This is a genomic window from Rhodococcus sp. T7 (assembly GCF_009872365.1).
Taxonomy (GTDB): domain Bacteria; phylum Actinomycetota; class Actinomycetes; order Mycobacteriales; family Mycobacteriaceae; genus Rhodococcus_F.
In genome coordinates this window covers 1,045-1,549 of sequence record NZ_WXYH01000389.1, presented here as the reverse complement: position 1 = coordinate 1,549, position 505 = coordinate 1,045, and the positions used below count along the sequence as shown (strand labels likewise).

Genomic DNA, 505 nt, shown 5'->3' with positions numbered 1-505 from the left:
GTGTCGTCGTACGCCGCCGCGCTCGAACTCGAGAATCGCGGGCAGGCACTGCTCACTCGCGGCGACGACATGCCCGAAGCCCTGGCCGCGTTCAAGGAAAAGCGCAGCCCCCAGTTCACGGGACGGTGATCCAGATGACGCAGACGGATACGCGGGAGAATACGGCGGTGCTGAACAATTACGCGCCGCCGCAGCTGGAGACCCTCACCCTCGAGGTGCTGGAGGGCAAGATCGTCGTCCTCACGATCAATCGGCCCGACCGGATGAACTCGATGGTCGTGAAGATGTTCGAGGAGTTCAACACCGTCGCATACGCCCTGCGCGACACGGACGCGCGGGCGCTGATCATCCGCGGTGCGGGCGATCGCGTGTTCTGCGCGGGCTTCGACCTCGACGAGATCAGCGTGATCACCGAAATGGGTGTGCGTGAGTTCCTCAGGTTCCAGGAGACCGCGACCGGTGGCCTGGCGGCGCTGCACCACCTGCCGTTCCCGGTGATCGCCGC

At 65.3% G+C, this 505-nt stretch carries 1 protein-coding gene; it reads left to right on the top strand.

Annotation, left to right across the window (positions count from 1 at the left end; all coding sequences use genetic code 11):
- Positions 1 to 134: 134 nt before the first annotated feature.
- Positions 135 to 505: enoyl-CoA hydratase/isomerase family protein (locus MLGJGCBP_RS43905; RefSeq protein ID WP_201453190.1), on the top strand; the 371-nt coding region annotated here is incomplete at its 3' end.